Here is a 25,580-nt window from a genome sequence, read left to right as displayed (position 1 = left end):
TGACTCTATTACATCCCTACCTCACTTTAAAAGATGTTGGTAATGACAAGCCTTTGAAACCAGGGCTAGGAAAATCTATTGACGAGGGCGCAATAATGGCGCGTAAGCCGCATTCACTAACGACTTTGGCAGCGACATCTGGCTGAAAGTACATATCAACAAACGTTGTTGTACCACCACGTATCATCTCCCAGCAAGCAAGCTGTTCGCCAACGCGGACAAAATTTTCATCAACGAACTTTCCTTCTGCTGGGAAGATGTAATTCTGGAGCCAATCCTGCAACGCTAAGTCATCCGCAAGACCACGAAACAGAACCATTGCTGAGTGAGAATGACCGTTGACCAGACCCGGCATCAGCACCAGACCGTCGCCTGGCAGCGTCCTGTCGGCTGTGTAAGATGCCATGATTTTGTATTGTGTATCTACCGCAACAATTTTGCCATCCCTAATGGCGATCGCCCCATTCTGGATGACGGGTTGTGCCTTGTTCATCGTTACGATAAAATCACCACCCACAATCAGTTGTACTCTTTGCTTACCTTGAGCGACTAGATTATAGTTACTTTGAGCAATAACTATCTGACCGAAAAAGACAAACAACGTCGTACAGACAAAAAGAACTAACAGCTTATAGTATTTTGTTAGATGAGGTTTCACACTAAAATATCCTTGTTGAATTTTTGTTGTGACTTTATCATCCGTCTAATTGCTACTAATTTCACAATTCAAATTCTGGTTTATATCAATTTATCTGTAAACATTCTTCACAAATTATTAGTCTTAAATAGCGCCCTTTAATCGCTTCTTAATCACTCTCTATGGAGAAAAATACTCGTTCCTAGATAAGACTTTCATTAAAAAAGATCGTTAATGAGAAATATAATATTAAGAAATAAACCTTCAAACTCAGTTATTGTTTTAATTTTAAAAATTGTTTTTGAATTTTCTTCTCCCAAAACAATTAAAGTTGATGGCAAAAGCTTTAGATTTCCTTTACCAGCTTTTATCAATCTTGGAAAAGTTAAAGAATTTTTGATATTTCAGCCAACGAAAAATTAAAGTTTTATCAGAGTGACCCAAGAGGGTTAAGCTTTGGTTTTCTGAGCAGCAACTTGTCTACGCTTTATTAACCAGGCAATGCTACCAGCGAGAACTGTGCCACCCGTTGTTAATGGTTCAGGGACTGGAGTAGTAGAAGTAATATTAATTAATCCATTGTTTTGATCTATTGTTCCCTCAGTAGGATTTCTCAAACTAAGGCTTAAACCAACAGTTCCGAACAGATAATAATCTGTACTTTGCGCGTTATCCTGACCTACATCAAAGTACCCAAACAAAGACTTAGTGGCTGTATCGTAGTTGAAGTCTAAAAAATCATAAACAATACTCGCATTAGTAATCGGAGCAAAACTATTCAACAATTTTTGACTTGGGTCAAAAAAAGAAACTGCGATGGATTGAACTTTTGAATTGTTTATGGTTCTGTAACCTTGAGTTTCATTATAGGAAAATGAGCCTCTAGCTGAATACCCAGCATTACCCTTCCAGTCAAAGTTGAGTGTAACTGCCTGGACTGGGACAGCTTTTAATAAACCCAGGCTCATCACTACTCCAGCAGTAATAGCGATACAAAGCTTTTGAGTTAATTCCATCAGAAAAGTTTTTCCAATTTAATAATCTGTATGAAGCCGCTTTGGGCTTAGTATAGATTATTGCATTACTTTGTTAAAAAATAATAATACCAATTCTTTGTAAAATTGCATACTTTACGGTAGTGTTCAGCAACACAGTAAGTCCAAATGCTCAATTCTCTTTACAATTCTCTTTAATAAACTCCCGAATCTCGATCGCCACTACTCCAGCAGAAGATTCTGGTAAGTCATTTCCGGCATGGGCAATCATTTTCAACTCGACTTTCGGTATTAGTTGAGCATAAACACGGCTTCTGTCTAAAGCATCTGGAGTATCTTGGCCACCTTGTAAAATAAAAACTGGGACATCTATCATGTAAAGCTGCTTTTGCAGTAATTCTGCCTCAATTTCTACTTGTCGCCGTTTGAAAAGTAACTGGCAACCGATGGGATACGGCAATAGCGATTGACGCAACTGCAAGTCTTGGGCAATTTTTTCATGCCAACCCAGGATTTTAGTAAAAGGAGTTAGCGATCGCAAAAATTTAACTATTAGTGGTGGATAATTCAATAATCGCCGCATCTTCTGGCAATACTCTTCTTGTCCTGCTATCTCTACGCCCTCTGGTGCTAGTAGTACCACGCCATCAACTTTCTCTGGATACTTTAAAGCATAGCTAGCAGCAATCCAACCCCCAAGAGAATGCCCCACTAAATATACTTTTTCTAGCTTCACAGCCTGCAAAAATTCAGCTAGACATTCAACTTGTAAATCTATCGAATGGTGGATATTAGGATTTTCTGATTCACCAAATCCTAGCAAATCGGGTGCAAAACAATGAAAATCTTGTGCAAGGGATTCCATCACAGATAACCATTGACTGCTCTCATTCCAAGCACCATGTAAAAAAATTATAGGAGTTTTTTCACCGACTTCACGCCAGAATAGTAGCCCTTGAGAGAGCTTTCTCCGGGAGTTACGGAATAGTGTATCCATTTTATTTAGTAGTTAACTTTTAGCACCATAATAAATAGTCAATTGTCATTGGTCATTATTAACTAGTTCTGGACAAATTACAAACAGAGAAGTGTAAGCCAAGGCTTCCTGAGATTGTAACTTTGGCAGCAAATGACAAATGACAAATGAAAAAATATTGTTATGCCAGTGTTGTCAAGCCATTCAAGTAGTCTTGTAACTGCCGAGTATGGTCGTGAGACATCTTTCCTGAAGGTAGTAAACTGGGAGAGAAAGCTTGGATTTCCATGACTTCTAAAGTGTCTTGAATCTCCATTGTCCCATGCACCTCGGCTTCAACCACAATACAAATTGAATGGATTCTGGGATCGCGGTCTGGTGCAGAGTAAACTCCTACTAAACGGTTAATTTTCACCAATTCTAGCCCGGTTTCCTCCATTAATTCCCGGCGCACTGTATTGGGAATATCTTCTCCCCAATCTACAATCCCTCCAGGCAATGACCAAAGACCATTGTCGCGCCGTCGGATCAGTACAATCCGACCATCGGGTAAAATTGGGATGATACTAGTGCCAGTAATGGGATGACGAAATATTATACCCAATACTGTTTGTCCAATACGCCATAAACTACGTGTGGACTCTACAGCTGCCGGAAAAAAAGCAATAACGTTCAATCTTCAAAGTTTTGTGTTGTATTCTATAGTTCCCTACCACTTACATAAGCTCAACTAATAAAAATTTTATTGAGTTTTGTTTTATACAAAAATGTTTGTGGATTGAGATTTGATTCTCACGATTTACGTAGAATATTACCAATTCTAACATCAAGTTTAATGAGAAGCACTGTATTTATATATACATGATATTTTTTGAAGCAGCTAAATTTTCAGTTTATAGCTATAGCAATCCTAAATGAGATTGTGAAAATTAACGAACCGCCAATGCAAAGCGTCTTGTAGGGAAGACGCCAACAGCGCCAAGAAAAGAAAGAGAAGTTTTCACAATTGATTTAGGACTGCTATAGCATTAGTATTGCTGAAACTAGCTGTTAATAATAGATTTTTAGAACACATTAAAAAAATAATACGAATAATAAGTCAAAATTCCAAATTCTGAATTCTGAACTTATAATCGGCACTTAAGTAGGGTTTAAAACGTACAATTAATTAAAGACCACTAAATCAAAAATTATACTCTATGCTTAAACTTACCTATGCTTATTGAATTTTTATAACCCACTCCTGAATTATTTCTTGATAATATTGGTTAGTTGCAAGAACAACAAATAATGAGCTAGTTTTCAGTCAGTTGACAGATTGAAATCTCAGAAAAGATATTTTTCATCTTACTGGCGAGGATAATTCAGAATTTTTATTGACAAGTTTATGTATAATGCGATAGACTAGTACACTGTTTAAAGCGTATTCATTGCTGCACTAGGCTAAAATTATATCAATAACATTGGTAGCTAATATTGCCTACGTGATGCCTAGTTGCTACTTTTTTGTTGTTTATTAATAGAGGTGAACATGGCCAAGCGCCGTAACCCGAAAAAAGAAAAGGCGCTACGTAACCAGGCGTATGCCAGAAAGTTTCGTAAACGGACTACGACAGGAAGAATGCAGAGAAGGTTCCAACAAAGACCACCAAAGAATGAGGAAGAAGAAGGCGCAGCAGCAGCTGACACTGAATAAGTTGTCTGCCTAAATCCTTATTGTTTGGATTATTTACCTTTTGGGGCGCACATTTATTTGTACGCCCTTATTTATTTTGGGCATTGGGCATTGGACATGGGGAAAGGGGAAGGGGTAAAGGGAAAAGGGGAAAGATTAAATTTATTCCTTTTTCCTTTAACCTTTAACCTTTAACCTTTTCCCCTGCTTCCAGTCCCCAATCCTTCTATTGAGCAATTTGAGCGCGGGCAGCTACGAGGGCTTTGTTTACCTGTACAAAGCCAGTACCTCCGTAACTGTTGCGGGCAGCAACAACTTGACGGGGGGAAATCGCCTCATAAATATCTGCTGCAAATGCTGGGTGTAGTTGTTGCCACTCTTCCAATTTCAAATCTTTTAAGAGTTTACCTGCGGCAATACTAGTTTTTACCACCTTACCCACAAGGTTGTAAGCTTCCCGAAAAGGAACGCCCCGTGCTGCCAAATAATCTGCTACATCGGTGGCATTAGAAAAATCCTCCGCTACAGCTGATGCTAACCGCTGGGTACGAAATTCTAAGCCTTCCCTGAGCAAAATCGTCATCGCTTCTAGAGAGGCTTTGATTGTGTTGACGCTATCAAATAGACCTTCTTTATCTTCTTGCAAGTCTTTGTTATATGCCAGGGGTAGCCCCTTCATGATGACTAACATCGCCTGGAGATGACCGAATACACGTCCTGTTTTCCCCCGCACCAATTCTGGGACATCGGGGTTTTTCTTTTGGGGCATGATACTGGAACCTGTAGCACAGCTGTCTTTGAGGGTGACAAAGCGAAATTCTTCAGATGACCAAAGAATGACTTCTTCTGCAAGACGGCTGAGGTGAACCATAATCAAGCTAGCAGCACACAAGAATTCGATCGCAAAATCGCGATCGCTTACTCCATCGAGGCTATTAGCATAAATATCGTCAAAATTCAAGAGTTTGGCTGTGTAGTGGCGGTCAATGGGGAAAGTTGTTCCTGCTAAAGCACCACATCCCAAAGGTGAAATATTCACGCGGCGAGCAACGTCTCCTAAGCGTTCCCAGTCGCGTTGCGCCATTTGAAAGTATGCCAAGAGGTGATGAGCTAAACTCAAGGGTTGGGCGCGTTGGAGGTGGGTATAGCCAGGAATCAGAGTTTCAACGTGCTTTTCGGCGATATCCAACAAAACACCTTGAAATTCTCGCAATTGGCTTTTGATTTGTTGGATTTGGTCGCGGAGGTAGAGTCTGGTATCAGTGCCTACTTGGTCATTACGCGATCGCGCCGTATGCACCTTTTTACCTACATCGCCAACAATTTCTGTCAGTCGGCGTTCAACCGCAAAATGCACATCTTCAGCATCGACACCAGGCTGAAATTTCCCCTGACGGTACTCTTGGCGAATTTGTTCTAAACCGGCAACCAGTTGCTCTCCTTCTTCTGGGGAGATAATGCCCGTGTGAGCAAGCATTTTGGCATGAGCTTGAGAACCAGTGAGGTCATATTCGATTAATTCAATATCAAAACTTATACTGGCATTAAAACGAGCGATCGCTGGATGCAACGCTGATTCAAACCGCTGGCTCCAAGTTTCTTCTTTGGTCATAAATATGAGGGAAGTGGGCATCAATTTTGGATTTTAGATTAATCATCAATCTAAAATCCAAAATCTAAAATCTAAAATTACTTTAACCGTAGCTAGTTAGATTCCGAATCATATAGCCAATGACTAAACCAATCAACAATGCCCAGACTTGACCTGTTTGTATAAAGTGGCTCCAAAATTTTTGAATCTGACCGAGAACGTTTGGATCGGTAATTGTTTGTGCTAATGCCGTTAAATTGACAGGCAACTGCCAATATAGCTGAGATATCAAATCACTGTAATGGCTCATATTTGGTAATTAAGAGGTTGGGGCTAGCAAATTTCATTATCAGTTTATTTTTTACATCAATTACTGATAATCTACTGAAATCTTGCGTATAACTTTAATGTCTTAACTCAAGATCCAGCCGATGCCAACCGCAATTTCTCGGCAGTCCGCAAAATCTGTCCCGCCAAAACTGCTGCACCAAAACCATTATCGATATTTACTACACCTACTCCCGCAGCACAAGAGTTAAGCATTGTCAATAAAGGTGCTAAACCGCCAAAACTTGCGCCATAACCAATGCTGGTGGGTACGGCAATCACAGGACAACTTGCTAAACCAGCGACAACGCTGGGTAAAGCGCCTTCCATCCCCGCCACGACAATCAACACAGATGCTGATTCAATCAGGTGGCGGTTACTTAATAAACGGTGAATCCCAGCAACGCCAACATCCCAGAGGCGCTGTACCTTAAAACCAGAAAGTTCAGCAGTGACAGCCGCTTCTTCAGCAACGGGTAAATCGGCGGTACCAGCAGAAAGAATGCCAATTTCACCCGCAAATTGTGGTTCGATGGAAGGGGGAGCGATCGCACAAATTCGCGCCGATTCATAATATCGCAAACCGTTAACTTTTGATTGCAGTGTGGTATAAACTGCTGGTTCAATGCGGGTTGCCATGACAACAGGATTACGGAGGCGCATCACCTCGATAATTTGAGCTATTTGGTCGGGAGTTTTACCAGGGCCCCAAATCACCTCTGGGAAACCAGTTCTTAGCTGGCGATGGTGGTCGATTTTGGCAAATTCACCTACAGATTCATAAGTTAAATCTTTGAGTGAGTCGAATGCCGTATCTGGCGTAACTTTACCATTGGCAACCGCAACGAGTAGCGATCGCAAAGTTTTGTCATTTGTCATTGGTCATTTGTCCTTTGTTACTTATCAGTTGTCAGTTGTCAGTTGTCAGTTGTCAGTTGTCAGTTGTTAGATACCACTAATTACTAACTAATGACTATTGACTAATGACTAATGACTAATCTGTTACTTTAATTTGTTCAATATTCCAGAATGCGCCACCAAGAGCAGAGAATTTAATTCCTTCAAAACGATTACGCACCGCTGACATTGAATAAGGATTAACCAGGTAAATAAAAGGTAAATTTTCCTGAGTAATCCGCTGTGTTTCGGCATAAATCGCTTTCACTTTAGCTTCGTCCAATTCTCGTGCAGCTTGAATGTAAAGATTCCCTATTTCTGCTTCCCAAGGAGCAATTTCCCAACCCTGAATCGGCTTTTGTCCTGCTTGGGGTTTCTGATTAAACATGTGCAATCCGCCTTCAGGTGCCCAGACATTAGCACCGTCATTCGGTTCTAATCCACCAGTCAAACCCATCAAAGAAGCTTCCCAATCTAAGGAGTTAGAAGTTTTATCAGTAAAAGTATTCCATGCCAACGGAGTGAAATCAACTTGAATACCGATTTTGCTCAAGTCTTGTTTAATCTGCGATCCCATTGACTCACGGATTTTATTTCCAGCATTGGTAAGCAAAGAGAAACGGACACGATTTCCGCGATCGTCTACTAATTGATTGTTGTTGTACTTAAATCCTGCTTTTAGCAGTAATTCCTTCGCTTTTTGCTGATTATAATCGTAAACTTTTAACCCTTCTTTAGGGGAAAGATAATAAGGGCTTTGTACAGAAATCGGTGAATCTTGTGGCACGCCTAAGCCGCGAAAAGTGTTATTAATCATCGTTTGGCGGTCAATTGCATAAGCTATAGCTTGCCGAAATTGTACATTATTGAACCACTGAGATTTAACTGGATCTACTAGTGGTTTTCCGTTCCTTTTACCTTTGTTAAGATTGAACCAAACAAACGATGTGCTCGATGTTGGCCCACCATTATAAATTGTGAAATTACTCTGCTTTTCTTGCACTTTTAGCAAAGAAAAATAATCTGGCGACACTCCTACAGTATCTAACCCGCCAGAACGAAATTGTAACAAGGAAGTATCTGTTGATTCCACAATTTGCCAAATTACCCGTTCAATATAAGGCTGGGAATTACCTTGAGCATCCTTGCGCCAGTAGTAGGGATTGCGCCGAAAGACCACACGCTGGCTCGTGTCGTAGCGCTCTATTTTGTAAGGGCCGTTGACAATAATTTCGTTCGGAGGAGTATCAACACCCCATTTTGTCAGAAAAATCGGACTCCCATTTTGGTCTTTGGTTTTTACCGATTGTTGCAATATGTGTGCGGGCAAAATTGGCGAACCTGTACTTAGTAGAAAAGGTCTAAAGGGTTCGGGTACGATAAACTCAACCCGACGTTCATCTACTTTTCGCACAGTAGGTAGCTTCCTACTCTCACCAATTCTTAAACCATCTCTCACATCTGTAGGAATTGCTTCGTTAAGGTAAATATCGTTGTAGGTAAACACCACATCATCTACTGTTAGTGGCTGACCATCAGACCATTTCAATCCTTCACGTAGGGTAAAAACAATCTTTAATTTATCATCAGAAATTTGCCAAGATTCCGCTAATGCTGGCTCAATTTTAGCAGTGATTGGATTTTGGGTAATTAATCCCTCGTAAATTAGAGGAAAAACATTAGGAAACTCTTGACTCAAAGGGTAGTTAAAAGTTTTGGGATCGCTGAGAATACTACTTACCAATTGCGGTACTTGAGCAGCTGGACTTTTAAAGTTAGCTGGGTTGCAGGCAGTAACTGTAAGTACTATTCCTGAAGTAAAAACTATTGGCAACCATAAATGTTTAATTGCCAAATATATTTTTCTAAAAAAGTTCATAATTACTAATCTATTTCCATCCTAATCAGTCTTGAATATCTTTATTAGAGGCTAAAATAAAGTTATTCTGAAGCATCTAGTAAGACGACAGCATAAGCACATATCCCTTCTTCACGACCAACAGGGCCTAATTTTTCATTAGTAGTAGCTTTAATGCCAATTTGATTTGGTTGTAATTCTAAAACTGCCGCTAGTTTGTCGCGCATGTTGTGAATATGCGGTTTTAATTTTGGACGTTCTGCTACTACTACCGAGTCAATATTTCCGATCTGCCAGCCTCGATCGCGAATCAATTGATGTACTTGAGTTAATAGTACTAAACTATCTGCTCCCGCCCATTGGGGATCGCTAGGCGGAAAATAATAACCAATATCCCCCAAGGATAATGCCCCAAGCATGGCATCCATAATTGCGTGCGTTAACACATCAGCATCACTGTGTCCCAATAAACCCAGTTCATGAGGAATTTGAATTCCACCTAAAATCAAAGGGCGATCGCTCACTAGTTGGTGAATATCGTAGCCATTACCAATACGAATTTTTGTCATTTGTCATTTGTTATTTGTCATTTGTCATTTGTCAGGAGTTAGAAATTATTATTCTCCCCCTGCTCCCCTGCTCCCCTGCTCCCCTGCTCCCCTTCCTGCAATTTCTCCAAGAGATCGGGGCGGCGATCGCGGGTTCTTTGAATTTGTTGTTCGTAACGCCATCGAGCGATCGCTGCATGATTCCCACTGAGCAGGACATCAGGCACTTTCAAACCGCGAAAATTCGCAGGACGAGTATATTGGGGATAATCCAATAACCCCTCCTCAAAACTTTCTGCTGTCAGAGACTCCGTTTTGGCCACAGTCCCTGGTATTAGCCGCACTACACCATTAATTAAGGCCATAGCTGGAATTTCTCCACCGGTCAGAATAAAATCGCCTAAAGATACTTCACGAGTTACCAAATGCAGCACTCTCTCATCCACTCCTTCGTAATGCCCGCAAATAACTACTAACTGGTCATAATTTGTCGCCAATTCTTTCAAAAGAGCTTGATTAATTGTTTGACCCTGTGGACTCATCAAAATTACTTCTCTTCTGGGTAGAATCGGCAGCGACTCTACAGCGGTAAAAATAGGTTCTGGCTTCATTAGCATCCCAACGCCGCCGCCGTAGGGTTCATCGTCTACCTTTCGGTGTTTATCAGTGGTAAAGTCCCGTGGGTTAATCAGATGCACTTCGGCAATCTGTTTGGCTAAGGCTTTACCTAGCAGCCCAGAATTGAGAACAGAGTTAAAACAGTCAGGAAAAAGCGTAACTATATCAAAGCGCACAGTTATTCGTATTCGAGGACACTAATCTTAAATTTGAATGTCTAGCAAACACCAGCAAGCCAAAGTCGGGTTAAACTCCAGTTAAACTTTATCAATAGTATCTAAAACTACCAGACCTCCTGGATTTTAGATGGGATCAAAAGTTTTTCTAATTACTTAATTTATGTTTAAATGTTGTCACAACTACATTTAAATTAATAATCATATCAAGTTAACAACTTCCAGGATGCATCGAGCCAGCCTCAGAAAAAAGCGTAGTCTTAACTGCTTTTCCCCAACTCTCAAGGGGGAATCTAGCTACTCAAAGACTATTTTGCCCTGCTGCAAGTGGACAGATGAAAAACAAGGCGCCCGCCAGAGAGGAATGGGAACAAACACGTTTAGACTGAGGCAATGCGAGCGTGAAGCGAGAATTTGGAGAGTGGCTTTCCCCAGTTCCAAACTTCCAAAAAGTGTCCTCTCAAAAGTTGCAAAGCGCAAAAATTATCAGCAACTGAACCTTGTTGAATTCACACGCCATTCGCCACAAGCCGGGGAACCATGCACGGCAGTCGCTCATGGGGGAAACCCTCTCTGAGCGACTGCCTCTCCTGACGGAGACGCTATGCGAACACCAAGGCGATGGCTCCTGAAGTTGTTGACAGGAGAACCAAAATGCCGCAATTACAAGCTAAATCGCTAGAAATGAGGACACCCCAAGCAACTAAAACCGCCGTTCTGGTTATCGGAGGTGCAGAAGATAAAGTTCATGGGCGCGAAATCCTACGAACTTTTTTTGGACGCGCTGGTGCTAGTAAGGCTTATATTACAATTATTCCATCTGCCTCTCGCGAACCTGCCATTATCGGTGGTCGGTATATTCGCATTTTTGAAGAAATGGGTGCCCAGAAGGTAGAAATTTTAGACATCCGCGAACGAGAACAGTGCGAAGCCTCCCAGATAAAAGCATCCTTAGAAGCCTGTAGTGGGGTATTTTTGACAGGAGGAGACCAGCTGCGTCTTTGTGGCGTCTTGGCAGATACGCCAGCAATGGAAATTATTCGTCAGCGGGTGAGGGCGGGGCAACTGACGTTAGCAGGCACCAGTGCGGGAGCGGCGGTGATGGGGCATCATATGATTGCTGGCGGCGGGAGTGGAGAGACGCCCAATCGTTCCCTAGTGGATATGGCAACGGGTTTGGGATTTATTCCCGAAGTAATCGTTGACCAACACTTTCACAACCGGAATCGGATGGGGCGACTGATCAGTGCGATCGCAGCTCATCCCGATCGCTTAGGTATTGGCATTGACGAAGATACTTGTGCAGTGTTTGAACGTGATGGTTGGCTACAAGTTATGGGCAAAGGCAGTGTCACCATTGTCGATCCCACCGAACTCACCCATACTAACGAACCCCATGTCGGTGCTAATGAACCTTTAACCGTACATAATTTACGTCTCCATATCCTCAGCTTAGGCGATCGCTTCCACTTGTACCAGCGGACTGTATTGCCTGCTGTACACCGAATCTCCAGCTGACGGGATAGAGTATCTGAGGTTACACTGAGTTGACCGCACATTTATTATTTCTTACCGTAGAAAAATGATAAGAATACCATGTAAAAAGAAAAAACTGTTCATTGTAAACAGTTTAGCGGTCAATTCCAGTAAGAAACTAGAATTTTGGTTCCGAATCTCCATCTACCTATTCCCATGAGAATCCTCAAGATCCAGACATTACGCGGCCCAAACTATTGGAGCATTCGACGCCACAAACTGATCGTGATGCGCCTCGATTTAGAAAACCTTGGCGAGACGCCCTCGAATGAAATCCCTGGCTTTTATGAAGGATTAGTTGAGGCGCTGCCAAGTCTGGAGGGCCACTATTGTTCGCCTGGCTGTCGTGGTGGTTTTCTGATGCGAGTCAAAGAAGGCACTATGATGGGCCATATAGTGGAACACGTAGCCTTAGAACTCCAAGAATTAGCTGGGATGCATGTCGGCTTTGGTCGCACCCGCGAAACTGCCACACCCGGAATTTACCAAGTAGTAATCGAGTACCTGAATGAGGAAGCGGGACGCTACGCTGGACGAGCCGCAGTACGGCTGTGCCAGAGTATCGTCGATCGAGGCCGTTATCCCAAGGCAGAATTAGAGCAAGATATCCAAGACCTGAAAGACTTTTCTCGTGATGCTTCCTTGGGACCTTCTACGGAAGCGATCGTCAAAGAAGCAGAAAAAAGAGGTATTCCCTGGATGGCGCTAGAAGCCCGCTTTTTGATTCAGCTAGGGTATGGCGTGAACCAGAAGCGGATGCAGGCGACAATGACGGACAACACCAGCATTCTGGGCGTAGAACTAGCTTGCGATAAAGAAGCCACTAAACGTATCCTTGCTGCTGCTGGTGCGCCAGTACCCAGAGGTACAGTAATCAACTTCTTAGACGATTTGGAACAAGCCATTGAATTCGTTGGCGGCTATCCCATCGTCATCAAGCCTTTAGATGGCAATCACGGACGTGGGATCACCATTGATATCAGAAGTTGGGAAGAGGCTGAGGCTGCTTATGAAGCTGCTAGACAGGTTTCTCGGTCAATTATTGTCGAAAGATATTACGTAGGGCGTGACCACAGGGTACTGGTGGTAAATGGCAAAGTAGTAGCAGTAGCCGAACGTGTCCCAGCTCATGTGATTGGCAACGGCAGATCCACCATTGCCGAACTGATTGAAGAAACAAACCTCGATCCAAATCGCGGTGAAGGACATGATAACGTCCTCACCAAGATTGAACTAGACCGCACCAGCTACCAGCTGCTAGAAAGGCAAGGTTACACCCTAAATAGCGTGCCACCCAAAGGCACTATTTGTTATCTCAGGGCAACAGCCAACTTGAGTACAGGTGGTAGTGCCGTCGATCGTACCGATGAAATTCACCCAGAAAATCTGTGGTTGGCACAACGAGTAGTCAAGATCATCGGTTTGGATATCGCCGGACTCGATATCGTCACCACAGATATTAGCCGTCCTCTGCGGGAAGTGGATGGCGTGATTGTCGAAGTTAACGCTGCTCCCGGTTTTCGGATGCACGTTGCCCCAAGTGTAGGTATTCCCCGCAATGTCGCTGGTGCAGTGATGGATATGCTGTTTCCTAACGAGCAATCTAGCCAAATTCCCATTCTCAGCATCACGGGTACTAATGGCAAAACCACCACGACTCGACTACTAGCACATATTTATAAACAAACGGGAAAAGTAGTAGGTTATACTACTACCGACGGAACATATATCGGTGATTACTTAGTAGAAGCAGGCGATAATACAGGCCCTCAAAGTGCCTATCTCATCCTCCAAGATCCTACGGTAGAAGTAGCAGTACTAGAAACGGCTCGCGGTGGCATTCTCCGCTCTGGATTGGGCTTTGAAGCCGCAAATGTAGGAGTAGTATTGAATGTAGCCGCCGACCACTTAGGAATAGGCGATATAGATACCATTGAACAGTTAGCTAACCTCAAAAGTGTAGTGGCAGAAGCTGTATTCCCTGATGGCTATGCGGTACTCAATGCCGACGATCGCCGCGTCGCTGCGATGTCAGAAAAAACTAAAGCTAATATTGCTTACTTCACCATGAACCCCGATTCGGAATTAGTACGGAAGCATATCCAAAAGGGTGGAGTAGCAGCAGTATATGAAAATGGCTATTTGTCAATTGTTAAAGGTGATTGGACACACCGCATCGAAAGAGCTGAAAATATACCTTTAACAATGGGCGGACGTGCGCCGTTTATGATTGCCAACGCTTTAGCAGCAAGTTTGGCAGCGTTTGTGCAAAACGTCACAATTGAGCAGATTCGTGCTGGTTTGAAGACCTTCCGAGCTTCAGTTAGCCAAACACCGGGACGAATGAATCTATTTAATTTGGGCAACTACCATGCTTTAGTAGACTATGCCCACAACGCAGCTAGTTACGAAGCGGTAGGTTCCTTTGTGCGGAACTGGACTACAGGACAACGAATTGGCGTAATTGGGGGCCCTGGCGATCGCCGCGACGAAGATTTTGTTACTTTGGGTAAATTAGCAGCGCAAATTTTTGATTACATTATCATCAAAGAAGACGATGATACACGCGGACGCTTACGGGGTTCAGCCGCTCAGTTGATTATTCAAGGCATCACAGAAGTTAAGCCTGATAGCCGCTATGAATCAATTCTGGATGAAACCCAAGCAATCAATAAAGGTTTAGATATGGCTCCTGATAACAGCCTAGTGGTCATTTTGCCAGAAAGCGTTACTCGCGCAATTAAGTTAATTAAGCTGCGTGGTATAGCCAAGGAAGAGACACACCAACCAAATCCCGGCACAACTATCATCGATTCCCAAAATGGGATCGCGCCTTCTTCTGTGGTTAATACCTTGCTGTAGCCAGAAATCAGGAGAAAGCAGGATGCTGGCTCCTCCTGACTCTTTTAATTACTGTTTTTCTTCTTCCTGATTGCTTTCCTCGCTGGGAGTTTTCATCTCTTCCTTAAAACCTCGCAGGGTTTTGCCCAGTGCAGTTCCGAGTTCAGGAATTTTTTTTGGGCCGAAAATTAGAATAGCGACTATGCTAATTACAGCTATTTCTGGCCATCCCAGTCCAAACATATAATTTCCTCTAAAGCATCTGTAATTAAATATAGACATTGATGGCTCACATCCCATAAGTTCGCCACAAAGCGGCGGCGCAACTAACTTCTAATTGGATTGGTAATTGGCAAACCTAACCAATCGCTTAATTCCTGAGCCAGCCATTCCAGTTCTGCTTCCGATTTAATTGCACCATCACTACCACCAAGTTGATATTTTTTTACTCCTACCCAAATATCCAATTGTGCGGGAACGGCAATTCTCGTACCTTCAGAATCTTTCGTAAAATGTTTGGGAATGTAAACTAATTTATTAATACTTTGCCTTGGCGAGGCACGGGGACGATAAAATTTCCAAGCAAACAATTCCCAAGTTAGGGAAATTTGTTCTGGATTCAGGCGTAAGCAGATGCGTCCAAAAAAATGAAAGAAAAATTTATATACCATCATCAAGCCAGCACCCCAAAATGGAAGTGAAAACATCGCAAAGGGGATGTTGACAGGAAAAGGTGCTGAAAGTGCGCCAATTGTCCAAAAGAGAATAAATGAATTCCAGACGATCGCAAACAAACCTGTAAATATTATTGATGGATCAAAACCAGATGGTGGAACGATAATTTCTAGAGAATCCCCATTTTTGGTTAGTTGAATCTTACTCCCATCTGGTTTGCCAACAACCAAAGTTGGCAAGTTTGTTGGTTGTGGTTTCTCTAAAGCTGCGATCGCTTGATCGGCAGAACTCAAACGCCGTTCTAAATTAGGTTCAATCATCCACTTTAACCAATTGCTAAAGCTGGGACTGAGATTAGCCAGTTGTTCAAACTGAATACGAAAATCTTTTTGGGGTAAATCGGCTGGGTGCGTACCTGTCACTAAGTAAATTAAAGTTGCGCCTAAACTATAAAGGTCTGATGCTGCAACAGTGCGTCCGCCAAATTGCTCTGGTGGCATATAGCCATAAGTTCCCACCACAGTTCTTGTCCCGGTTTCGCTAGCCAGGACTGTTTGCACTGAGCCAAAATCTACCAAATAAACTTGACCGACACTATTTCCAGAACGCTCCCCCAATAAAATATTGCTAGGCTTAATATCACGATGAATTACAGACGGATGTAGTTCATGTAGGTAAATAAGAATCTCTAAAAGTGCTTTGGCTATCTGTTTGACTTCAGCTTCGGTAAAAGTCCGCCCAGTCTGTAAACATTGCTCTAAAGTTTGTGCAGGAATATAAGTTTGTACTAGAGCAAATCCTTTGATGGTTGGTAAATTTACCTCAAAATAGTTTAAATAGCCAGGAATTGAGGGATGTGCTAGGTTTTTTAAAGTTTCAGCTTCTCGCTCAAACAACTTAAGTGAATCCCACTCAAAGTCACTACTAAAAGAGAGTAATTTAATGACAGCTAATTTTTGAGTTTGCAAATCACGAGCTAATAGCGTCCGTCGCCCTGCTTTTTTTCCTAATAGCTGCTGAACTTCGTAGCGATCGCTTAATATTTCACCAATCATTATGTTTTCTTATAATGCTACCGTTGAAAAGTTTTATAGCTGATAGCTTTTCAATTTGGCAAATCGATATCTTTAGTATAATTGCGTAATTCTATGCCCTCCCAACTTTGGCCTTATATTACCCCCGGTATTCCCGATGAATTATTCGAGCATTTGCCAGGAATTCCCCTGAGCCAGCGAGAAGTCCGACTGCTATTGATTGCCCAACTGCGGCTAAAATCAGATTCCGTGTTGTGGGATATTGGTGCAGGGACGGGTACAATTCCGGTAGAGGTGGGGCTATTGTGTCCAGGCGGACAGATTATCGCTATCGAAAGGGATGAAGAAGTAGCTAGTCTGATCAAGCGTAACTGCGATCGCTTTGATGTGAAAAATGTCGAAGTTGTTGAAGGCAGCGCCCCAGAATGTTTACATGACCTCAAAATTACCCCTCATCGCGTTTGTATTGAGGGAGGTCGCCCCATTCAGGAAATACTGCAAGCAGCTTGGCATTATTTGCCGCCATCCGGTCGGGTTGTAGCCACAGCTGCTAATCTAGAAAGTCTGTATGCTATTTCCCAGAGCTTTTCCCTATTAAGGGCTAGAAATATCGAAGTTGTCCAATCTGCGGTTAACCGCCTAGAGACACGCGGCTTTTCTCAAACCTTTACCGCCGTCGATCCCATTTTTATCCTCAGTGGTGAGAAACTGGATTAGGGAATGGGGCATAGGGACTAGGGACTAGGGACTAGGGACTGGGGACTGGGGACTAGGGACTAGGACTAGATGGGAAAAAGTTTTCCAAATACTCAATACCCAATACCCAATACCCAGTACCCAGTACCCAGTACCCAATACTTCTATGCCTTGGTCTCGGATTATTAGTGGAATTGTTGCGATCGCTCTTGCTCTTTCTGCAACCCTTTTTGGGGGTTGGTACTTTACCATCATCTTTGCGGTTATCATCTTTTTGGGTCAACAGGAATATTTTAATTTGGTGCGAGCTAGAGGCATCGCTCCTGCCGCTAAAACCACTATGGCTGTCAGCCAAGTATTGCTGGTGATTTGCACCCTTGATGGCAGTTTAGCTGACGCTGTGATGCCAATAGCTGGCACACTTATTTGTTTTTACCTGCTGTTTCAACCCAAATTTGCGACGATCGCTGATGTTTCCGCTTCTATTATGGGGCTATTTTATGTCGGTTATTTACCAAGTTACTGGGTGCGGTTACGAGCAATTGATAGCGCTGCTTTTAGCAATCTCCCTTTGGGAGGTTATTGGCCCACAACCTGGACAGATTTCTGGGAAAAAGCAAATTCCGCTTCTTTAGCACAAGGTTTGACAGCCACGTTACTAACTTTTTTGTGTATTTGGGCAGCTGATATCGGTGCGTACACCATTGGCAAATTCTTTGGGAAAACGCGTCTATCTGACATTAGCCCGAAAAAAACTGTTGAAGGCGCTGTCTTTGGTATTACTTCAAGTGTTGCCGTAGCCATAGCAGGAGCCTATTATCTCCACTTGCCCCAATTCCCTTTCACAGGTTTAGCATTGGGTTTGCTGATTGGCATTGCTAGTCTTTTAGGGGATCTTACTGAATCTATGCTCAAACGGGATGCTGGAGTTAAAGATTCTGGGCAATTAATCCCCGGTCATGGTGGTATTTTAGACCGTACCGATAGTTATATTTTCACAGCACCTTTGGTTTATTATTTTGTGACATTACTTTTGCCACTACTTAGTAAATAGGTGAGTTGGGCATTGGGCATTGGGCATTAAAAAGAGACAGGGTAGACAAGGAAGAGGGGGAAGAACAGGAAAAGATTTATTCAATAATTCCTTCTTGTCTCCCTTGTCTCCCTTGTCCCCCTTGTCCCCCCTGCACCCCTGCTCTTGTTCCACAAGACGCCACATCATTTAAAATAGGGTATTAATATTTTTTAATTTGTGAGATCCGTCAAGGGTTAACGTTAATCCGCCCGCGACACACCAGCTTTCCTGGGATCAGCGTTAATTCTTGGATATCGACATCTGAGCCAAGATCGAGATTGTACTCATAATTATTTTTTAATATATCTCCTTGGTCTGGCTTGATTGAGATATCTACCAGTTGCAACTCATGTCCACTAAGTAATTGTAAGCTTAGACAAATCTCTAGAGGCGTTGTTTCACTATTGGTGACTCTCAAACCTCGCAGTATAATTTGGTTGTTCCCAAGGATAATTTCTTGCCACTTGATTGGTTGTGACTGTGAATAATTTGTTGGTAAAACCTTAACCAATAGATCGCTCAATGCAGTCGATAATAAGTCTGATGAGAGAGAAGCATTAAGATCCTTCTCCATTACAATCAAATCGCCAACCACTGATACTGTCTCTAACAATCGTAGGGGTTTTCCCTTGAGTACGGAGCCAAGATTGATCCGAATATTTTCTGCTATTAATTGAATTTGGGTAATTAAGAGACCTTGATAAACTGCATGAGTAGCAAAAACAGATACCGAAGGAATGCGTCCAGAGAAAAGTTGGCGATCGCTAGCTTTAATCTCCACTTCTAGTTCAGAGATTTGGCTGACCTGCGATCTCAACCAGAGCTTGACTGCTGTTGTGAGTACCTGCGTAATTATGCGGATTTTATTTCCACTTGTTGTTTGGGGATTTTGCTCTGGCATTTAACCAATATGTTTAAGAGTATTTGCTCAACAACCGAACCGAAATTAAATAAGCTTTAAATGTAACATTTATGCCTACTCGCTACAAAATGCAAATATCATTTAATTGATAACAATAAATAAGCAATTTCCACATGGAGGTACGGTTACAAAAAATTCTTGCTCAATGGGGTATCGCCTCACGTCGTGAAGCCGAAGAAATGATTAGGCACTCACGCGTGCGGATTAATGGGGTATTGGCACATTTAGGTCAAAAAGTCGATCCCGAAAAAGATGCGATCGCAATTGATGGTAAGTCTGTATCCGAAAAGCAGCGTCCGGCTTTAATATATCTATTGCTGCACAAACCTGCGGGAGTGGTTTCGACTTGCTACGACCCTCATCGCAGACCAACAGTCCTGGATCTACTACCGAAAGAATTACGGGAGGGTTCAGGTATTCACCCAGTTGGCCGTCTAGATGCAGACTCTACAGGAGCATTAATCCTGACTAATGACGGAGAACTGACATTTGGACTAACCCATCCACGTCACAGTATTTCCAAGACATATCATGTTTTGGTCAAAGGACATCCTCCAGAAACGGTACTACAGATGTGGCGTCAAGGTGTGATGTTGGAGGGTAGAAAAACCAGGGCTGCTAAGGTACGCCTCATAGAACGTCGTACCGAGCAAAGTGTTTTAGAAATAGTGTTGCAGGAGGGAAGAAATCGTCAAATTCGTCGGATAGCTCAACAGTTAGGATACCCAGTAATCAAGCTGCATCGGACTGCGATCGGGCCAATTCAATTACAAAATCTCAAAGAACCCTTTTTGTCAGAGGGTAAATATCGTTCCCTCAAAGATTATGAAATTCACTTTTTGCAAGATCAAATAACGCAACCTAATTATTGATTCAGTGGAGTTAAGGAGTGTCAGTACGCATGAAATGGCTAAGAAAGAAGAATAAGCACCAGCCATCACTTTCATTAGAGGAACAACGAGCCGAAAAGTTGGCAGAATTAGGCGCTCAACTTTGGGCATTGCGTCAAGAACAGGGTTTATCTCTAGAGCAAGTGGTTGCATTGACGAGGATTCCCCGACGATTATTGCAGGCGATCGAAGAAGGTAATTTAAACGATCTACCAGAACCAGTCTATATTCAGGGTTTGATCAGACAATTTGCTGATGCACTAGGCTTGAATGGAGTAGAATTTTCTGGCACTTTTCCGGTCAGTTCTGCACAAGTTAGTCCTCTAAGTAGGGGGAATACTTCACCCCTAGCTCAACTACGTCCGATTCATCTTTACTTTCTTTACATATTCCTAATAGTCTGCTCTGTAAATGGGTTATCTCAGTTATTAAATAACGCCTTACTACAAGCAAGTAATAGCCCAAACCAGCAATATCCAAAACAAAAGTCTGTTGTTAAACCAGAACTAGCTCAACTAAAAGAATCAACACAGGTACAACCTGTCAGCGATACCCTGAGCGGTGTCCAAAAAAGACAGGTTGTACAGGTTGGTGTAACTTTGAAAGCCTCATCTTGGATTCGTGTAGTAGCCGATGGCAAAACCGAGTTTGAGGGTATTCTGCCAGAGGGAACTCACCGAGTTTGGAAAGCCCAAGAGCAACTGACGGTGAAAACTGATAATGCTGGTGGGGTGTTGGTGAGCGTCAATCAAGAGAAAGCTAAGGAAATGGGAGAGCCAGGAAAAGAGGAAGAAGTTAGGATTGCTGCCAAGCCTAAGTTTTGAAATATTGGTCATCGGGCATTGGGCATTGGGGATTGGGGAGAAACTTGTTCAATATTTCTCCCTGTTATCTTTCTCATCCCCCTACTCCCCAGTCCCCAGTCCCCAGTCCCCAGTCCCCAGTCCTCACTGAACTTGGTCTTCCGGGGCGCGTCCATTGAGTTTAGTAAGAGCTTTTAAGCGATCGCGCAATTCGTCTGTTATCGCTCCGGCTTGATAGCGCCACTCCCAGTTCCCCTCAGCAACACTGGGAAAATTCATCCGCGCTTCGTTTCCTAATCCCAAAATATCTTGCAAAGGAATAATCGCTTGGTTGGCTACAGAACTCAAAGCTAGGCGAATCAAATCCCAGTGAATACCATCAGGGCTGATAGAACCTAAATAAAGCAACAAGTTTTGCTTTTCCTCATCCTCAGCTGTATTGAACCAGCCTATGGTTGTATCATTATCGTGAGTTCCGGTATAAACTACAGCGTTGTGCGGATAATTGAATGGTAAAAATGGATTAGCAGAATCAGCACTAAAGGCAAATTGCAAAATTTTCATCCCCGGAAATTCATACTTGTCTCGCAGCGCTTCTACCCCTGGTGTAATTACTCCTAAATCTTCTGCTAAGACGGGTAGCTTGCCTAACTTTTGCCTAATCACTTCAAAGAAAGCATCTCCAGGCGCTTCCACCCATTTACCATTGATGGCAGTTTGTTCACCTTGCGGCACAGCCCAATAAGCCTCGAAGCCGCGGAAGTGATCAATGCGAATTATATCTACATAATCCAGCATTGCCTCAAAGCGCTGTACCCACCACTTAAAGTCTTGTTTTTGCAATTCATCCCAGTTGTAAACCGGGTTGCCCCACAATTGACCGGTGGCGCTAAAGTAATCTGGTGGAACTCCTGCCATTAGGGCAGCAGCTCCTGTCTCTCGATCTAAGCAAAACATGTTAGGATGCGCCCACACGTCGGCACTATCATGAGATACGTAGATGGGGATATCGCCAATAATGTGAATACCGCGCATATTAGCGTAGCTTTTAAGCTCTGACCACTGGCGGAAAAACTCAAATTGCACAAATTTGTAATAATAAATCTCTCCGTTGAGCCGATGCTGTGCTTGCTCCAATGCTTGGGGATCGCGCTTGACAAATTCTGGCTTCCATGCGTGCCAGTTTCCATTCTCATTGGCATCTTTCAGCGCCATAAATAAGGCGTAATTATCTAGCCAATAAGCTTTACTGTCGCAAAAACCTGCAAACTCTTTCTGCTGAATGGGCGTAGCATTGGTTCTAAAGTTGTCACAGGCTTTTTTGAGTAGCCCAATCTTAATCGGCACAACCTGCTCGAAATCTACCTTTTCTACCGGGAATCCTGGCAAATTAGCAAAGTCTTCCTCAGATAGTAAACCTTCTTCTAAGAGCTTTTCTGGGCTAACTAACAGAGGATTTCCTGCCATTGCTGAGTAGCACATATACGGAGAATTGCCGTATCCAGTGGGGCCCAGTGGTAAAACTTGCCAATATTGTTGATGGCTTTCTTTAAGAAAATCAATGAAGTGATAGGCTTCTAAGCCTAAATCCCCAATGCCAAATCGACTGGGAAAGGAGGTAGGATGCAGCAAAATGCCACTGGATCTAGGAAAAGGCATAAGTAACCTGAATTATAAGAGGGAGCAATTGTCTGATGGAAACGCTAGGCGATCGCATCGAATTTATCACGGAACGGTATTTGCAGGGGAAATCAAGTAAACTCATTTTGTTTGTCATTTGTCCTTTGTCATTTGTTCTTTGGCAATAACCAATACAACTTTTGGAGAGGCTGTACTTAGACTATGCTCAGTGACTACGCCAACGACTACGCGGTAGTTGAATCTCGACTTACTTCGACTACGCTCAGTACAAGTCGCTCGATTACCGCGCAGTCGAAACCTAGTACAAGTGACTAATGACCAATGACCAATGACCAATGACTAATGAGTAAATCACTATGACTTACCGAAATCCTACACCGACAGTTGATATCATCATTGAACTAGTAGATCGACCTCATCGGCCAATAGTGTTAATCGAAAGACATAATCTACCTATAGGTTGGGCTATTCCTGGTGGTTTTGTAGATTATGGCGAAGCGGTGGAAGTGGCGGCACGGCGAGAAGCTGAAGAAGAGACAGGTTTACAGGTGGAATTAGTGGAACAATTACTGGTATATTCTGACCCCAATCGCGATCCCCGTCAGCATACGATTAGTATTGTGTTTTTGGCGACAGCTACGGGGGAACCGGTGGCCGGAGATGATGCTAAGGGTGTAGGTATTTTTGAGTATTGGCGCGTGCCTGGTAATTTATGTTTTGACCACGATCGCATTCTGCGCGATTATTGGCGATATCGGCATTATGGGATACGTCCGAGGTTGGGGTAAGAGGAACAAACCGCGAAGGCGCAAGGGCGCAAAGGAAGAGAAGAGAGGAATACCTGTGACACAAAGTTTTTGTGATTATACTGTGTCAGTGGTATTTAAAGGTGCATTATGGATGCTGAAACATTATTGGAGAAATACGCCGCAGGGGAACGGAAATTTCATGCAGTAAATCTTAGAAGGGTAGACTTCAAAGGTGCAGATTTAACTGAGATAGAGCTACACAAAGCAAATTTAAATGGGGCAGACTTGAGTGAGACAACGCTAACAAAAGCTAACCTTTTGCAAACAGGGCTTTCTAGGGCATCTCTAAGATGTTCAAATTTGATGTGGGTGCAAGGTGAGTCAATTAATTTAAGTTGGGCAGACCTTAGCGATTCAGACTTGAGTTATGCAAATTTGAAAGCTGCAAATTTGACTGGAGCAGACCTGACTAGAGCAAACTTTACTCAGGTAGAACTCACTGGAATAAATTTTCAAGGTGCAAATCTTCATAAAGCTATATTCCGGGGAGTTAGTTTGGAGAAATGTAATTTATCAGGAATGAATTTAGCTGAGGCTGATTTAGTTGGGGTATACCTGGAACAAGCAAATCTCAGAAACACCTATCTAAAAGGAGCAAATCTAGAAAGAGCCTGTCTTTCAAATGCAAACCTGATGATGGCAAACCTTGATGGTGCAAATCTAAAGAAGGCAAATTTAACTGGCGCAAATATCTATGGGGCAACCTTTAAAGATGCAGACCTCACTGGTGCGATAATGCCAGATGGAGAAATCTATAAACCGATCGCAGCTGAAGCAGAAATCGCTAAACAGGAAACATCGTTAGAGAAAGTAATATCTATGACCCGTAAAGTAATTAATACTGATAACGCACCCGCACCAGTCGGCCCTTATAATCAAGCGATCGCAGCTTCAGGTCAATTTGTATTTATAGCTGGACAAATTGCCATCGATCCTCGCCTTGGCGATGTCGTCTACACTGATGATGTCAAAAAGCAAACTGAGCAGGTATTAGCTAATCTTGAAGCGATTCTCACAGAAGCCGGTGCGACTTTTGAAGATGTGGTGAAAACCACTGTATTTTTGGCTGACATGAATGATTTTGCGGCGGTGAATGCCGTTTATGCTAAATATTTCCCGGAAAATACAGCCCCAGCCCGGGCTTGTGTACAGGTATCGCGCTTACCTAAAGATGTGCTGGTAGAGATTGATGCGATCGCTGTAATTAGCGGTTAAATGGAACATATAAATAAGCAAAATCTATCCTAAACCTCTTATTTCTTTCCTCTTGTTTGTTTTTTGTAAAGCTAAATAAAACTCTGCTAATTACTTCTCAACAAACGCGTTCACGAAGTGACTCTAAAAGAGTATCGCTTCTACAACTTTGGGAATACTGAGATTAAGTACCCTAAAGGAGTATTAAAAATGCCAGAAAATCGCATCAGTGCCACTTTAGCCCCAGCAGATAAAGAAGCAGTCATGCAGGCGATCGCTACAATTAGAGAAAAGTTACCGTTTTTGGTTGATTTGACCCCCGAAGATCGGCGAACAATGCTGAAGATGGGAGATAAAAGTCGGGCTTTTGTCAGCAAAGCTTTAGAAGTAGCGACACAGAACCCTAACTTTTTGCCTCGTTATTTTGATTTAGAAGAGATGCGCCGGGATTTGGAAATATATGAGGATTTGTATCCAGTGCTGTTGTCTCTAACCCAACTGCAAGAACTGGTGGATGATACCTGTATAACTGCTGCTAGCGAAGCCTATGCAGCAGCATTAGCAGTTTATAGCTATGCCAAAGCTAGCGGTGATGTCGCAGGTTTAGATGCACTAATTGATGAGATGGGACGCAGGTTTAACCGCCGCTCCAAGAAAAAGCAATCCGAAGTTCCAGTTAGCTAAACCTTGAAACAGGTAATTATACCAGTTGTCAACTTGGTAAAATACACGTCATTTGTAGGGGCATAACAATGTTATGCCCTTTTCGCGTTTTAAATTCAAAGATTTTTGAAACCCGTGCAGGTGGTCACTGAGCTTGCCGAAGTGCAGGTTTTGCCTGTATAGCCGCGATTTGTATAACGCATCTCGTTTATCTAAAATATACTTTGACCTCTCTCCAAACCTCTCCCCTACAAGGGAAAAGGCTTTAAATCTTACTCCCCTTCCCTTGTAGGGAAGGGGCTGGGGGTTAGGTCTATATTAGACTCTACCGATAAGCGCTAAGTCGCCAGGGCATTTTTGAGCCTCAGAAGGTCAACATCGAGCCTCAGAAGGTCAACGTCGAGCCTCAGAAGGTCAACGTCGAGCCTCAAAAGGTCAACGTCGAGCTTCAGAAGGTCAACATCGAGCCTCAGAAGGTCAACATCGAGCCTCAGAAGGTCAAC

25 protein-coding genes are annotated in these 25,580 nt (G+C 42.9%); 11 read left to right on the top strand and 14 right to left on the bottom strand.

Going from position 1 to position 25,580, the window contains the following annotated elements:
- Window positions 1-16: 16 nt before the first annotated feature.
- Window positions 17-658: an amidohydrolase family protein gene (locus tag RM368_RS33125; RefSeq protein WP_322697986.1), complete on the bottom strand. Its 642-nt coding sequence runs from the start codon at window positions 656-658 to the stop codon at window positions 17-19.
- Between the two features lie 213 nt (window positions 659-871).
- Here RM368_RS33125 and RM368_RS33120 point away from each other — a divergent pair, with 213 nt between their 5' ends.
- Entirely contained in the window at window positions 872-1,060 is a 189-nt protein-coding gene (locus RM368_RS33120) for a hypothetical protein (protein WP_322697985.1), read from the top strand.
- Between the two features lie 26 nt (window positions 1,061-1,086).
- Here RM368_RS33120 and RM368_RS33115 read toward each other — a convergent pair whose 3' ends face one another.
- The 3 genes from RM368_RS33115 to RM368_RS33105 form a co-directional block, all read right to left on the bottom strand.
- Window positions 1,087-1,653, bottom strand: coding sequence for a PEP-CTERM sorting domain-containing protein (locus tag RM368_RS33115; protein ID WP_322697984.1), 567 nt, complete (start codon window positions 1,651-1,653; stop codon window positions 1,087-1,089).
- Window positions 1,654-1,804: 151 nt separating this feature from the next.
- The gene (locus RM368_RS33110; RefSeq protein WP_322697983.1) at window positions 1,805-2,629 is read right to left on the bottom strand and encodes an alpha/beta hydrolase; all 825 of its coding nucleotides are present in this window, start codon (window positions 2,627-2,629) and stop codon (window positions 1,805-1,807) included.
- Window positions 2,630-2,789: 160 nt separating this feature from the next.
- Entirely contained in the window at window positions 2,790-3,284 is a 495-nt protein-coding gene (locus tag RM368_RS33105; protein ID WP_322669806.1) for an NUDIX hydrolase, read from the bottom strand.
- 855 nt (window positions 3,285-4,139) lie between these two features.
- Between RM368_RS33105 and RM368_RS33100 the strand changes: the two genes are divergently transcribed.
- A complete protein-coding gene (locus RM368_RS33100; RefSeq protein ID WP_322697982.1) occupies window positions 4,140-4,304 on the top strand; it encodes a hypothetical protein in 165 nt (54 codons plus the stop codon).
- Window positions 4,305-4,509: 205 nt separating this feature from the next.
- Here the strand turns inward: RM368_RS33100 and argH are convergent, their stop codons facing one another.
- From argH to trmD, 6 genes are all read right to left on the bottom strand, one after another.
- Window positions 4,510-5,895 (bottom strand): argininosuccinate lyase, encoded by a 1,386-nt coding sequence (gene argH, locus RM368_RS33095; protein ID WP_322697981.1) that lies wholly within the window; start codon window positions 5,893-5,895, stop codon window positions 4,510-4,512.
- Window positions 5,896-5,977: 82 nt separating this feature from the next.
- On the bottom strand, window positions 5,978-6,184 hold the full coding sequence (locus tag RM368_RS33090) for a hypothetical protein (RefSeq protein ID WP_322697980.1): 207 nt from the start codon (window positions 6,182-6,184) through the stop codon (window positions 5,978-5,980).
- A gap of 107 nt (window positions 6,185-6,291) precedes the next feature.
- On the bottom strand, window positions 6,292-7,080 hold the full coding sequence (gene larB, locus RM368_RS33085) for a nickel pincer cofactor biosynthesis protein LarB (protein ID WP_322697979.1): 789 nt from the start codon (window positions 7,078-7,080) through the stop codon (window positions 6,292-6,294).
- A 115-nt stretch (window positions 7,081-7,195) separates the two neighbouring features.
- Window positions 7,196-8,977, bottom strand: a complete 1,782-nt coding sequence (locus tag RM368_RS33080; RefSeq protein WP_322697978.1) for an ABC transporter substrate-binding protein — start codon at window positions 8,975-8,977, stop codon at window positions 7,196-7,198.
- A gap of 62 nt (window positions 8,978-9,039) precedes the next feature.
- Entirely contained in the window at window positions 9,040-9,525 is a 486-nt protein-coding gene (ispF, locus tag RM368_RS33075) for a 2-C-methyl-D-erythritol 2,4-cyclodiphosphate synthase (RefSeq protein ID WP_322697977.1), read from the bottom strand.
- Between the two features lie 38 nt (window positions 9,526-9,563).
- Window positions 9,564-10,298, bottom strand: coding sequence for a tRNA (guanosine(37)-N1)-methyltransferase TrmD (trmD, locus tag RM368_RS33070; protein ID WP_322697976.1), 735 nt, complete (start codon window positions 10,296-10,298; stop codon window positions 9,564-9,566).
- 654 nt (window positions 10,299-10,952) lie between these two features.
- On the opposite strand from trmD, the gene RM368_RS33065 reads away from it, so the two are divergent.
- Window positions 10,953-11,816 carry a cyanophycinase gene (locus RM368_RS33065; protein WP_322669800.1) on the top strand — a complete coding sequence of 288 codons (864 nt, stop codon included), beginning with the start codon at window positions 10,953-10,955 and terminating at the stop codon, window positions 11,814-11,816.
- A gap of 174 nt (window positions 11,817-11,990) precedes the next feature.
- Entirely contained in the window at window positions 11,991-14,696 is a 2,706-nt protein-coding gene (gene cphA, locus RM368_RS33060) for a cyanophycin synthetase (protein WP_322697987.1), read from the top strand.
- A gap of 48 nt (window positions 14,697-14,744) precedes the next feature.
- Here the strand turns inward: cphA and tatA are convergent, their stop codons facing one another.
- Both tatA and RM368_RS33050 read right to left on the bottom strand, forming a co-directional pair.
- Window positions 14,745-14,918 carry a twin-arginine translocase TatA/TatE family subunit gene (gene tatA, locus RM368_RS33055; RefSeq protein ID WP_322697975.1) on the bottom strand — a complete coding sequence of 58 codons (174 nt, stop codon included), beginning with the start codon at window positions 14,916-14,918 and terminating at the stop codon, window positions 14,745-14,747.
- A gap of 83 nt (window positions 14,919-15,001) precedes the next feature.
- Complete coding sequence (locus tag RM368_RS33050) at window positions 15,002-16,405, bottom strand: serine/threonine-protein kinase (protein ID WP_322697974.1); 1,404 nt, start codon at window positions 16,403-16,405, stop codon at window positions 15,002-15,004.
- 93 nt (window positions 16,406-16,498) lie between these two features.
- On the opposite strand from RM368_RS33050, the gene cbiT reads away from it, so the two are divergent.
- A complete protein-coding gene (gene cbiT / locus RM368_RS33045) occupies window positions 16,499-17,101 on the top strand; it encodes a precorrin-6Y C5,15-methyltransferase subunit CbiT (RefSeq protein WP_322669798.1) in 603 nt (200 codons plus the stop codon).
- Window positions 17,102-17,246: 145 nt separating this feature from the next.
- The gene (locus RM368_RS33040; RefSeq protein WP_322697973.1) at window positions 17,247-18,134 is read left to right on the top strand and encodes a phosphatidate cytidylyltransferase; all 888 of its coding nucleotides are present in this window, start codon (window positions 17,247-17,249) and stop codon (window positions 18,132-18,134) included.
- A gap of 208 nt (window positions 18,135-18,342) precedes the next feature.
- Here the strand turns inward: RM368_RS33040 and RM368_RS33035 are convergent, their stop codons facing one another.
- The gene (locus RM368_RS33035; protein WP_322697972.1) at window positions 18,343-19,056 is read right to left on the bottom strand and encodes a DUF2993 domain-containing protein; all 714 of its coding nucleotides are present in this window, start codon (window positions 19,054-19,056) and stop codon (window positions 18,343-18,345) included.
- A gap of 134 nt (window positions 19,057-19,190) precedes the next feature.
- Between RM368_RS33035 and RM368_RS33030 the strand changes: the two genes are divergently transcribed.
- Window positions 19,191-19,949, top strand: coding sequence for a pseudouridine synthase (locus RM368_RS33030; protein WP_322697971.1), 759 nt, complete (start codon window positions 19,191-19,193; stop codon window positions 19,947-19,949).
- Window positions 19,950-19,978: 29 nt separating this feature from the next.
- A complete protein-coding gene (locus tag RM368_RS33025) occupies window positions 19,979-20,791 on the top strand; it encodes a RodZ family helix-turn-helix domain-containing protein (RefSeq protein WP_322697970.1) in 813 nt (270 codons plus the stop codon).
- A gap of 123 nt (window positions 20,792-20,914) precedes the next feature.
- Here the strand turns inward: RM368_RS33025 and malQ are convergent, their stop codons facing one another.
- Window positions 20,915-22,429, bottom strand: a complete 1,515-nt coding sequence (gene malQ / locus RM368_RS33020) for a 4-alpha-glucanotransferase (protein WP_322697969.1) — start codon at window positions 22,427-22,429, stop codon at window positions 20,915-20,917.
- A gap of 338 nt (window positions 22,430-22,767) precedes the next feature.
- On the opposite strand from malQ, the gene RM368_RS33015 reads away from it, so the two are divergent.
- The 3 genes from RM368_RS33015 (at window position 22,768) to RM368_RS33005 (ending at window position 25,098) form a co-directional block, all read left to right on the top strand.
- On the top strand, window positions 22,768-23,199 hold the full coding sequence (locus RM368_RS33015; RefSeq protein ID WP_322697968.1) for an NUDIX hydrolase: 432 nt from the start codon (window positions 22,768-22,770) through the stop codon (window positions 23,197-23,199).
- A gap of 108 nt (window positions 23,200-23,307) precedes the next feature.
- Window positions 23,308-24,435 carry a Rid family detoxifying hydrolase gene (locus RM368_RS33010; RefSeq protein WP_322697967.1) on the top strand — a complete coding sequence of 376 codons (1,128 nt, stop codon included), beginning with the start codon at window positions 23,308-23,310 and terminating at the stop codon, window positions 24,433-24,435.
- A 189-nt stretch (window positions 24,436-24,624) separates the two neighbouring features.
- Window positions 24,625-25,098 (top strand): hypothetical protein, encoded by a 474-nt coding sequence (locus tag RM368_RS33005; RefSeq protein WP_322697966.1) that lies wholly within the window; start codon window positions 24,625-24,627, stop codon window positions 25,096-25,098.
- Window positions 25,099-25,580 lie beyond the last annotated feature (482 nt).

This window comes from Nostoc sp. DedSLP03 (genome assembly GCF_034530815.1).
Classification (GTDB): Bacteria; Cyanobacteriota; Cyanobacteriia; order Cyanobacteriales; family Nostocaceae; genus Nostoc.
Note: the sequence above shows the minus strand (reverse complement) of the source record. Positions and strands in the feature narration are given on the sequence as shown.

What these genes read in the sequence shown, in the direction of transcription:
- RM368_RS33120 (WP_322697985.1), top strand. Translation starts at nt 872, where the DNA reads ATGAGAAATATAATATTAAGAAATAAACCTTCAAACTCAGTTATTGTT.
- RM368_RS33115 (WP_322697984.1), bottom strand. Translation starts at nt 1,653, where the DNA reads ATGGAATTAACTCAAAAGCTTTGTATCGCTATTACTGCTGGAGTAGTG.
- RM368_RS33110 (WP_322697983.1), bottom strand. Translation starts at nt 2,629, where the DNA reads ATGGATACACTATTCCGTAACTCCCGGAGAAAGCTCTCTCAAGGGCTA.
- RM368_RS33100 (WP_322697982.1), top strand. Translation starts at nt 4,140, where the DNA reads ATGGCCAAGCGCCGTAACCCGAAAAAAGAAAAGGCGCTACGTAACCAG.
- argH (WP_322697981.1), bottom strand. Translation starts at nt 5,895, where the DNA reads ATGACCAAAGAAGAAACTTGGAGCCAGCGGTTTGAATCAGCGTTGCAT.
- RM368_RS33090 (WP_322697980.1), bottom strand. Translation starts at nt 6,184, where the DNA reads ATGAGCCATTACAGTGATTTGATATCTCAGCTATATTGGCAGTTGCCT.
- larB (WP_322697979.1), bottom strand. Translation starts at nt 7,080, where the DNA reads ATGACAAATGACAAAACTTTGCGATCGCTACTCGTTGCGGTTGCCAAT.
- RM368_RS33080 (WP_322697978.1), bottom strand. Translation starts at nt 8,977, where the DNA reads ATGAACTTTTTTAGAAAAATATATTTGGCAATTAAACATTTATGGTTG.
- ispF (WP_322697977.1), bottom strand. Translation starts at nt 9,525, where the DNA reads ATGACAAAAATTCGTATTGGTAATGGCTACGATATTCACCAACTAGTG.
- RM368_RS33065 (WP_322669800.1), top strand. Translation starts at nt 10,953, where the DNA reads ATGCCGCAATTACAAGCTAAATCGCTAGAAATGAGGACACCCCAAGCA.
- cphA (WP_322697987.1), top strand. Translation starts at nt 11,991, where the DNA reads ATGAGAATCCTCAAGATCCAGACATTACGCGGCCCAAACTATTGGAGC.
- tatA (WP_322697975.1), bottom strand. Translation starts at nt 14,918, where the DNA reads ATGTTTGGACTGGGATGGCCAGAAATAGCTGTAATTAGCATAGTCGCT.
- RM368_RS33050 (WP_322697974.1), bottom strand. Translation starts at nt 16,405, where the DNA reads ATGATTGGTGAAATATTAAGCGATCGCTACGAAGTTCAGCAGCTATTA.
- cbiT (WP_322669798.1), top strand. Translation starts at nt 16,499, where the DNA reads ATGCCCTCCCAACTTTGGCCTTATATTACCCCCGGTATTCCCGATGAA.
- RM368_RS33040 (WP_322697973.1), top strand. Translation starts at nt 17,247, where the DNA reads ATGCCTTGGTCTCGGATTATTAGTGGAATTGTTGCGATCGCTCTTGCT.
- RM368_RS33035 (WP_322697972.1), bottom strand. Translation starts at nt 19,056, where the DNA reads ATGCCAGAGCAAAATCCCCAAACAACAAGTGGAAATAAAATCCGCATA.
- RM368_RS33030 (WP_322697971.1), top strand. Translation starts at nt 19,191, where the DNA reads ATGGAGGTACGGTTACAAAAAATTCTTGCTCAATGGGGTATCGCCTCA.
- RM368_RS33025 (WP_322697970.1), top strand. Translation starts at nt 19,979, where the DNA reads ATGAAATGGCTAAGAAAGAAGAATAAGCACCAGCCATCACTTTCATTA.
- malQ (WP_322697969.1), bottom strand. Translation starts at nt 22,429, where the DNA reads ATGCCTTTTCCTAGATCCAGTGGCATTTTGCTGCATCCTACCTCCTTT.
- RM368_RS33015 (WP_322697968.1), top strand. Translation starts at nt 22,768, where the DNA reads ATGACTTACCGAAATCCTACACCGACAGTTGATATCATCATTGAACTA.
- RM368_RS33010 (WP_322697967.1), top strand. Translation starts at nt 23,308, where the DNA reads ATGGATGCTGAAACATTATTGGAGAAATACGCCGCAGGGGAACGGAAA.
- RM368_RS33005 (WP_322697966.1), top strand. Translation starts at nt 24,625, where the DNA reads ATGCCAGAAAATCGCATCAGTGCCACTTTAGCCCCAGCAGATAAAGAA.